The organism is Reyranella soli (genome assembly GCF_007992495.1).
GTDB lineage: Bacteria > Pseudomonadota > Alphaproteobacteria > Reyranellales > Reyranellaceae > Reyranella > Reyranella soli.
Window position 1 is genome coordinate 44030 of sequence record NZ_BKAJ01000101.1, and the last position, 9236, is coordinate 53265.

Annotated in this window: 7 protein-coding genes; 3 read left to right on the forward strand and 4 right to left on the reverse strand. The window is 65.4% G+C overall.

From position 1 onward, the window contains the following. The 4 genes from fdhF to RSO01_RS28300 form a co-directional block, all read right to left on the reverse strand. Entirely contained in the window at positions 1-2841 is a 2841-nt protein-coding gene (gene fdhF / locus RSO01_RS28285; RefSeq protein WP_147153805.1) for a formate dehydrogenase subunit alpha, read from the reverse strand. A gap of 9 nt (positions 2842-2850) precedes the next feature. After that, entirely contained in the window at positions 2851-4389 is a 1539-nt protein-coding gene (locus tag RSO01_RS28290; protein ID WP_147153807.1) for a formate dehydrogenase beta subunit, read from the reverse strand. Beyond that, entirely contained in the window at positions 4389-4850 is a 462-nt protein-coding gene (locus tag RSO01_RS28295; protein ID WP_147153809.1) for a formate dehydrogenase subunit gamma, read from the reverse strand. Before RSO01_RS28295 ends, RSO01_RS28290 begins: the two co-directional genes overlap by 1 nt. Before the next feature lie 205 nt (positions 4851-5055). Continuing rightward, on the reverse strand, positions 5056-5946 hold the full coding sequence (locus tag RSO01_RS28300; RefSeq protein WP_147153811.1) for a LysR family transcriptional regulator: 891 nt from the start codon (positions 5944-5946) through the stop codon (positions 5056-5058). Positions 5947-6035: 89 nt separating this feature from the next. Here RSO01_RS28300 and RSO01_RS28305 point away from each other — a divergent pair, with 89 nt between their 5' ends. The 3 genes from RSO01_RS28305 (at position 6036) to RSO01_RS28315 (ending at position 9161) form a co-directional block, all read left to right on the forward strand. Then, a complete protein-coding gene (locus RSO01_RS28305) occupies positions 6036-7046 on the forward strand; it encodes a Bug family tripartite tricarboxylate transporter substrate binding protein (RefSeq protein WP_147153813.1) in 1011 nt (336 codons plus the stop codon). Positions 7047-7126: 80 nt separating this feature from the next. Beyond that, positions 7127-7627: a tripartite tricarboxylate transporter TctB family protein gene (locus RSO01_RS28310; RefSeq protein ID WP_147153815.1), complete on the forward strand. Its 501-nt coding sequence runs from the start codon at positions 7127-7129 to the stop codon at positions 7625-7627. 28 nt (positions 7628-7655) lie between these two features. Then, complete coding sequence (locus RSO01_RS28315) at positions 7656-9161, forward strand: tripartite tricarboxylate transporter permease (protein ID WP_147153817.1); 1506 nt, start codon at positions 7656-7658, stop codon at positions 9159-9161. Positions 9162-9236 lie beyond the last annotated feature (75 nt).

The following is a 9236-nucleotide window of genomic DNA, read 5'->3' on the forward strand; positions in this document are numbered from 1 at the left end:
CTACTCCGCCGCCACCTTGGCGATGCGCCGGCTGTGCTCGGCCTGCTCATTGTACTCGCGCTGCCACTCGCTGGGTCCGTTGGACGGCGAGACCTGCACGGCGGTCACCTTGTACTCGGGGCAGTTGGTCGCCCAGTCGGAGAAGTCCGTGGTGACCACGTTGGCCTGCGTATTGGGGTGGTGGAAGGTCGTGTAGACCACGCCCGGCGCCACGCGATCGGTGATCCTGGCCCTGAGCGTCGTGCCGCCGGCGCGGCTGTCGAGCTTCACCCAGTCGCCGTCGCGCACGCCGCGCTCCTCGGCGTCGTGCGGATGGATCTCCAGCACGTCCTCCTCATGCCACACAACGTTGTCGGTGCGCCGCGTCTGGGCGCCGACATTGTACTGGCTGAGGATGCGGCCGGTGGTGAGCAGCAACGGGAAGCGCGGGCCGACCTTCTCGTCGGTCGGCACGTACTCGGTGATCATGAAGTTGCCCTTGCCGCGGGCGAAGCCGCCGATGTGCATGACCGGCGTGCCGAGCGGCGCCTTCTCGTTGCACGGCCACTGGACCGAACCGACCTTGTCCAAAAGGTCGAACGAGACGCCGGCGAAGGTCGGCGTCAGGCGGGCGATCTCGTCCATGACCTCGGACGGATGGCTGTAGGGCATCTCGAAGCCCATCGCCTTGGCGATGGCGAGCGTGATCTCCCAGTCGGCCATGCCGTTCTTGGGCGTCATCACCTTGCGCACGCGGTTGATGCGGCGCTCGGCGTTGGTGAAGGTCCCGTCCTTCTCGAGGAAGGTCGAGCCGGGCAGGAAGATGTGGGCGTAGTTCGCCGTCTCGTTCAGGAACAGGTCCTGTACGACGACGCATTCCATCGCCGCCAGCGCCGCCTGGACGTGCTTGGTGTTGGGATCGGACTGCAGGATGTCCTCGCCCTGCACGTAGATGCCCTTGAAGGTGCCGTCGATCGCCGCGTCGAACATGTTGGGAATGCGCAGGCCGGGCTCGGCATCGAGCGGGCGGCCCCAGAGCTTCTCGAACATGGTGCGCGTGGCGTCGTCGGAAATATGGCGGTAGCCCGAGAGCTCGTGCGGGAACGAACCCATGTCGCACGAACCCTGGACGTTGTTCTGGCCGCGCAGCGGGTTCACGCCCACGCCCTCGCGGCCAAGATTGCCGGTCGCCATGGCGAGGTTGGCCAGCGCCATCACCGCCGTCGTGCCCTGGCTGTGCTCGGTGACGCCGAGGCCATAGTAGATCGCGCTGTTCCTGCCGGAGGCGTAGAGCCGAGCGGCGCCACGGATCGACTCGGCCGACACGCCGGTCATCAGGCCGACGGTCTCGGGGCTGTTCTGCGGCTCCGCCACGAAGGACGCCCAGTACTCGAAGGCATCGAGATCGCAGTAGTCGCGGACGAACTTCTCGTTCACCAGGCCTTCGGTGACGATGACGTGGGCGATCGCGTTCAGCATCGCGGCATTGGTGCCCGGACGCAGCGGCAGGTGGTACTGGGCCTCGATGTGCGGCATGCGCACCATGTCAATGCGGCGCGGATCGATGACGATCAACTTGGCGCCTTGGCGCAGCCGCTTCTTCATGCGCGAGGCGAACACCGGATGCGCGTCGGTCGGGTTGGCGCCAATGATCAGCACGACGTCGGTATGCTCGACCGAATCGAAATCCTGCGTGCCGGCCGAGGTGCCGAAGGCGGTCCGGAGGCCATAGCCCGTCGGCGAATGGCAAACGCGGGCGCAGGTATCGACGTTGTTGTTGCCGAAGCCGCCGCGCACCAGCTTCTGGACGAGGTAGGTCTCCTCGTTGGTGCAGCGTGACGAGGTGATGCCGCCGATCGCCAGCCGGCCATGCTTGGCTTGGAGGCGCTTGAACTCGGAGGCGACGCGGTTGATGGCGACCTCCCAGGTCACCTCGCGCCACGGCTGGTCGATGGTCTCGCGGATCATCGGCGCCAGGATGCGTTCGCGATGGTTGGCGTAGCCCCAGGCGAACCGTCCCTTCACGCAGGAATGCCCGCGATTGGCCTTGCCGTCCTTGTAGGGGACCATGCGCACCAGCTCCTCGCCGCGCATCTCGGCCTTGAAGCTGCAGCCGACGCCGCAATAGGCGCAGGTCGTCACCACCGAATGCTCGGGCTGGCCGATCTCGATGAGGCTCTTCTCGGAAAGCGTCGCCGTCGGACAGGCCTGCACGCAGGCGCCACACGACACGCACTCCGAATCGACGAACGGCTCGGCCATGCCGGCCGACACCTTGGAATCGAAGCCGCGGCCCTGGATGGTGAGCGCGAACGTGCCCTGCACTTCCTCGCAGGCACGCACACAGCGCGAGCAGACGATGCACTTGGACGGATCGAAGGTGAAATACGGGTTCGACTCGTCCTTTTCCTGCTTGGTGTGGTTCTCGCCGTCGTAGCCGTAACGCACGTCGCGCAGGCCGACCGCACCCGCCATGTCCTGCAATTCGCAGTCGCCGTTGGCGGCGCAGGTCAGGCAGTCGAGCGGGTGATCGGAGATGTAGAGCTCCATCACACCCTTGCGGATCTGCTTCAGCCGCTCGGTCTGGGTCGACACGACCATGCCGGCGCCGACCGGCGTGGTGCACGAGGCGGGTGTGCCGGGCCGGCCCTGGATCTCGACCAGGCAGAGCCGGCAGGAGCCGAAGGCGTCGACGGAGTCGGTGGCGCAGAGCTTGGGCACCTTGGTCCCGATGTCCATGGCCGCGCGCATGATCGAGGTGCCGGCAGGCACCGTGACCGGCTGGCCGTCGATAGTGAGGGTCACCATCTCCGACGATTTGCTGACTGGCGTGCCGTAATCGGTCTCGTGAACGAGAGACATGGCTTGCTCCTATTCCGCCGCAGCCTGAAGGCGCGGGCGGTCGAAATCCTCGGGGAAATGCCGGATGGCGCTCATCACCGGATAAGGCGTGAAGCCGCCAAGGGCGCACAGCGAGCCGAACTTCAGTGTCTGGCAGAGGTCGGTGACCAGCGCGAGATTGGCCTCGACGCGCTCGCCGCGGATGATCTTGTCCATGGTCTCGGTGCCGCGCACCGAGCCGATGCGGCAGGGTGTGCACTTGCCGCAGGATTCGATGGCGCAGAATTCCAGCGCGAAGCGCGCCTGGTGCGCCATGTCGACCGTGTCGTCGAACACCACGACGCCGCCATGGCCGATCAGCCCGTCGAGGGCGGCGAAGGCTTCGTAGTCGAACGGCGTGTCGAACAGCTTGCGCGGGAAGTAGGCGCCGAGCGGTCCGCCGACCTGCACGGCGCGCGCCGGCCGACCGCTGCGCGTACCGCCGCCGATATCCTCGACGATCTCACCCAGGGTCAGGCCGAACGCCGCCTCGAACAGGCCGCCATGCTTGACGTTGCCGGCCAGCTGGATCGGCATGGTGCCGCGCGACCGGCCCACGCCCAGCGCCGCATAGCGCTCTGCGCCGTCGGCCAGGATGAACGGGACCGTAGCGAGCGAGATCAGGTTGTTGATGACCGTGGGCTTGCCGAACAGGCCCTTGTGCGCCGGCAACGGCGGCTTGGCCCGCACCTGGCCACGCTTGCCTTCGAGACTCTCCAGCAGCGAGGTCTCCTCGCCGCAGACGTAGGCACCGGCGCCGACGCGCACTTCGAGGTCGAACTTCGCTTCCGCCCCCAGCAGGCCCTCGCCCTCGGCCAGTACGATCGCGCGCTCCATGACGCGGATGGCGTCGGGATATTCGGAGCGGATGTAGATGTAGCCCTTGGTGGCGCCGACCGCGAAGCCTGCGATCGCCATGCCTTCGATCAGCACGAAGGGATCGCCTTCCATGATCATGCGATCGGCATAGGTGCCCGAATCGCCTTCGTCGGCGTTGCAGACGATGTACTTACGGTCGGCAGCGGTATCGGCGACAGTCTTCCATTTGATGCCGGTCGGGAAGCCCGCGCCGCCGCGGCCGCGCAGTCCGGACCTGGTGACCTCTTCGACGGTCGCCGCTGGGCCAAGGCTTCGCGCCCGCTCAAGCCCGCGCCAGCCGCCGTGGGCGCGGTAGTCGGCCAGGGACAGCGGATCGACGATGCCGCAGCGCGCGAACGTGATGCGCGTCTGCTTCTTGAGGAAGGGGATCTCTTCGGGACGCCCGACGCACAGCGCATGGGACGCAGCCGGCAGGCCGTCGGCGAACAGGCTCGCCACGTCCTTAGCCGTCACCGGTCCGAAGCCGATACGGCCGCCCGCCGTCTCGACCTCGATCAGCGGTTCCAGCCAGAACAGGCCGCGCGACCCGGTGCGCACGATCTCAACCGACAGGCCTTTGCGTTTGGTCTCCTCAGCGATCGCCGCCGCGACCTTGTCGGCGCCAACGGCGCGGGCCGCGGCATCGCGGGGAACGAAGATGCGCGTGGCCATCACCCGACCTCGCGCGCGATGTCGTCGATCGAGTTCTTGGTCAACCGCCCGATCACCTCGCCATCGAGCATCGCCGACGGCCCCGAGGCGCAGAGGCCCAGGCAGTAGGTGGCTTCGATCGTGAGCCGACCGTCGGGCGTGGTACCGCCCCATTCGACGCCGAAGCGATCGAGGAACTGCTTCGCAAGGCGCTCGCCATTGACCGACTGGCAGGCCTCGGCGCGACAGAGCTTCAGCACATGGCGGCCGGCCGGCTTGTCGCGAAAGTCGTGATAGAACGAGACGACGCCGTGAACTTCCGCTCGGGTGAGATTGAGCGCGTGGGCGATGACGGGCACCGCCGGCGCCGGCACATGCCCGAACGCGGCTTGGATGTCGTGAAGGATGGGCAGCAGCGCACCTTCGCGACCCGCGTGGCGGCCGATAATATCGTTGGCCTGCGCTTCGTTCCACGCCGCCATGCCGGAACACTCCAAAATGGCTACCGACCGGACCCTCCGGCCATCACTGCCCACTTATTGGGCCGTGCTTAGGCCGCAAGCAATAAAGCTAACGCGTGCTGCGATAGAACAAATCTATCGATTGGGTCTTCTATCGCCACATTCGCCTATGGCCCAGACTAAATATTGTGAACCATTGACGAGACATACCAGTAATAGTTCAGGGTCACGCCAGCTGGGTCGCCAAAAGGGTCGCCTCAGCAACGAGCGCCGACACCAAAGGTGTCATGGGCTCGCGCGGCGGGACAACCAGACCAATCTGATGAACAGCCTCGGGCTCGACGATGGGGATCGAGCGCAGGCGTTCAGTCAGGCCGAGGGTATTGGCGAGTTTTTCCGGCATCACGCTGGCCCAGCGGCCAGTGCGCACGTGCGAGAACAGCACGATCATGGAATTGGATTCGAGCGTGGGCTCGGGCCGGCCGCCGGCGGCGTGCAGCAGGCTGTCGATGATGCGCCGGTTCTGCATGTCCGGCGTCAGCAGGCAAAGCGGGATGCGTGCGACCTCCGCCCAAGTCACCTGATCGCGCTCGCCCAGCGGGCTGTCGGCTGAGGTCAGCAGACGGTACTGCTCGAGATAGAGCGGCACGGCGCGCATGCGGCCCAGCGGCTCGTTGTCGATGTAGGTCAGGCCGGCATCGACCTCGAGGTTCTCGAGCATCGACAGGACGTCGCTCGACGTCCGCGACAGGATCGTGAACTTCACGTTGGGATGCTTGGCGCGATAGGGCGTGGTCAAGGCTGAGACCATGGCGAGCGCCGTCGGGATCGCGGCGATCTTGAGATGGCCACTCAACCCTTGCTTGAGGGTGCGCACTTCTTGCCTCATGGCCCGCGTGTCGGCCACGATGGTGCGCGCCCAGTCGAGCACGCGCTCGCCCTCGGCGGTGAATCCGAGGAAGCGCGACGTGCGCTGCACGAGCATTACGCCCAGCGTGTCCTCAAGTTGCTTTATGCCTGCGGAAAAAGTCGGCTGTGTCACGCCGCACTGCTCGGCCGCCTTGCCGAAGTTCTTTTCCCGCGCCAAGGCGATGAGGAACTCGAGCTTGTCGATCATTGGTTCGCCGGCGCTCGACCCGTCATCGGGATCATTGTAGAGTTTTGAGAGAATTAGCACAAAAATGTGCTTCGGGAGGAACCAAGCTCATGACTCACACGCTCCGTAGGCGGACGCTTGCTGTCGCCATGACGGCATTGGCAGCTAGCCTCTACGTTACACCGGCGAGCGCCTGGGAACCGACACGCAACGTGGAATTCATCGTACCTGCCGGCACCGGCGGCGGCGCCGACCAGATGGCGCGCATGATCCAGGGCATCATCACCAAGCACAACCTGATGAAGCAGAGCGTGGTCGTCGTGAACAAGGCCGGCGGTGCCGGCGGCGAAGGCTTCCTCGACATCAAGAACTCCAAGGGCAACCCGAACAAGCTCGTCATCACCCTGTCGAACCTGTTCACCACGCCGCTCGCGACCGGCATTCCCTTCTCGTGGAAGGACATGACGCCGGTGGCGATGCTGGCGCTCGACGAGTTCGTGCTGTGGGTCAATGCCGATTCGCCCTACAAGACCGTCGCCGAGCTGGTGACCGCCATGAAGGCCGCCCCGCCGGGCCAATTCAAGATGGGCGGCACGGGTTCCAAGCAGGAAGACCAGATCATCACCGTCGCCCTCGAGAAGGCGACCGGCACCAAGATCACCTACGTTCCCTACAAGGGCGGCGGAGAGGTCGCCGTCCAGCTTGTCGGCAAGCATGTCGACATGACGGTCAACAACCCGATCGAGGCGGTGGCGCAGTGGCGCGGCGGCAAGGTCCGGCCGCTCTGCGTGTTCGATAGCAAGCCGCTCAGCGGCAAGGAGAAGATCGCGGGCGACCTGTCATGGTCCAGCATCCCGACCTGCAAGAGCCAGGGCCTCGACATCGAGTACCTGATGCTGCGCGGCATCTTCATGCCGGCGAACGCGCCCAAGGATGCGGTCGACTACTATGTCGAGCTGTTCAAGAAGGTACGCGCGACGCCGGAGTGGGCGCAGCTCATGGCCGACGGCGCCTTCAACCAGTCCTTCATGAGCGGTGCTGACTACACCAAGTGGGTCGAGGCCGAGGAGAAGCGCCATCGCGACCTGATGAAGGAAGCTGGCTTCCTCGCGACGAATTGATCGCGAATTGCAGGTCAATCGTGCTGGGAGCGATGCCATCCTCCCGGCACGGTCGCTGAGCGTACAAGGGCCCCTACTTCATGTCGGATTCTCCTGACGGTTCATCGCGCGGACCTCGCCAGCATCTCGTGGAGGTCGGCGTTGCCGCCTTCATGGCCATGCTGGGGATCATCGCCGTCATCGGCAGCCTGCAGGTCGGCATCGGCTGGGGGGCGGAAGGGCCGAAGTCTGGCTTCTTTCCCTTCTGGATCGGGCTGATCGTCGTCGCGTCCAGCCTCTACAACCTGGTGCGCGCCTACAGCCACGGCAGCCGCAAGCTCTTCGCGAGCTGGTTCGAGCTCACCCAGGTCCTCAAGGTGGTGGTGCCGCTCACGATCTATGTCGGCGTCATCCCCTGGACCGGCATCTATCTCGCGTCGGCCCTGCTGATCGCCGGCTTCATGCGCTGGATCGGCCGCTACGGCTGGCTGCTGACCTTGACCATCAGCATCGCCCTGCCGGTGCTGACATACGCCACGTTCGAAATGTGGTTCCTCGTACCGCTACCCAAGGGGCCGATCGAGGAACTGCTCGGCCTGTAAGGCCGACAAAGGCAAAAAGGGTCGTGGGATGGAGAGTATTGGCGATCTGATGCACGGTTTTGCCGTCGTGTTGAGTTGGCAGAACCTGCTGTACATGGTGATCGGCATCGTGCTGGGCGTGATCATCGGCGTGCTGCCCGGGCTTGGCGGCGCCAATGGTGTGGCGATCCTGCTGCCGCTCACCTTCAGCATGCCGCCGACGTCGGCCATCATCCTGCTGTCGTGCATCTACTGGGGTGCGCTGTTCGGCGGTGCCATCACCTCCATCCTGTTCAACATCCCGGGCGAGCCATGGTCGGTTGCCACGACGTTCGACGGCCATCCGATGGCGCAGAACGGCAAGGCCGGAGAGGCGCTGACCGCCGCCTTCACCTCCTCCTTCGTCGGCGCGCTGTTCGCCGTCATCGTCATCACCCTTGCCGCCCCGCTGGTGGCGAGCTTTGCCTTGCAGTTCGGGCCGGCGGAGAAGTTCTCGGTATTCTTCCTGGCGTTCTGCAGCTTCGTCGGCATGGGCAAGGAGCCGCCGACCAAGACCATCGCAGCGATGATGCTGGGTTTTGTGCTCGCCGCCGTCGGCACCGACACGGTGACCGGGCAGCTCCGCCTGACCTTCGGCTCGACCGAGCTTTTGAGCGGCTTCGACTTCCTGATCGCCGTGATCGGCCTGTTCGGCATCGGCGAGATCCTGCTCACCATGGAGGAAGGGCTGTCCTTCAGGGGCAAGGCGGCCAGCATCAACCCCACCGTCGTGTGGCAGACCTGGAAGGAGCTGCCGCGCTACTGGATGACTTCGCTGCGCTCGTGCCTGATCGGCTGCTGGATGGGCATCACGCCCGCCGGTGCCACACCGGCGTCGTTCATGAGCTACGGCATCGCCAAGCGCACCTCGCGCAACGGCGACAAGTTCGGCCAGGGTGAGATCGAGGGCGTGGTGGCGCCCGAGACGGCGGCGCACGCCGCCGGCACCTCGGCGCTGCTGCCCATGCTGTCGCTCGGCGTGCCCGGCTCGCCCACTGCCGCCGTGCTGCTGGGCGGCCTGCTGATCTGGGGCCTGCAGCCCGGTCCGTTGCTGTTCGTCGAGCAGAAGGACTTCGTCTGGGGCCTGATCGCCAGCATGTATCTCGGCAACATCGTCGGCCTGATCATCGTGCTGACCATGGTGCCGTTCTTCGCCGCCATTCTGCGCGTGCCGTTCAGCATCATCGCCCCGATCATCCTGGTGATCTGCGCCATCGGCGCCTACACGGTGCACAACAACACCTTCGACGTGGTGATGATGCTGGTGTTCGGCGTCGCCGGTTACTTCCTGAAGAAGTGCAACTATCCGCTGGCGCCGCTGGTGCTGGCCATCGTGCTGGGCGACAAGGCCGAGGAATCCTTCCGCCAGTCGCTGCTGATCTCCCAGGGCGGGTTGGGGGTGTTCTTCTCCAACGCCCTGGTCAGCACGATCATGGTTTTGGGCCTGGTTGCCCTGTTCTGGCCGGCGCTGTCGAACCTGTACGGCCGGCTGCTTACGCCCCGCCGGGCGGCCTGAGGCTACGTTCCCGTCATCCCGAGCGGAGCCGCCCGAAGGGCGGCGTAGTCGAGGGACCTCTTTTGTCGATGCATC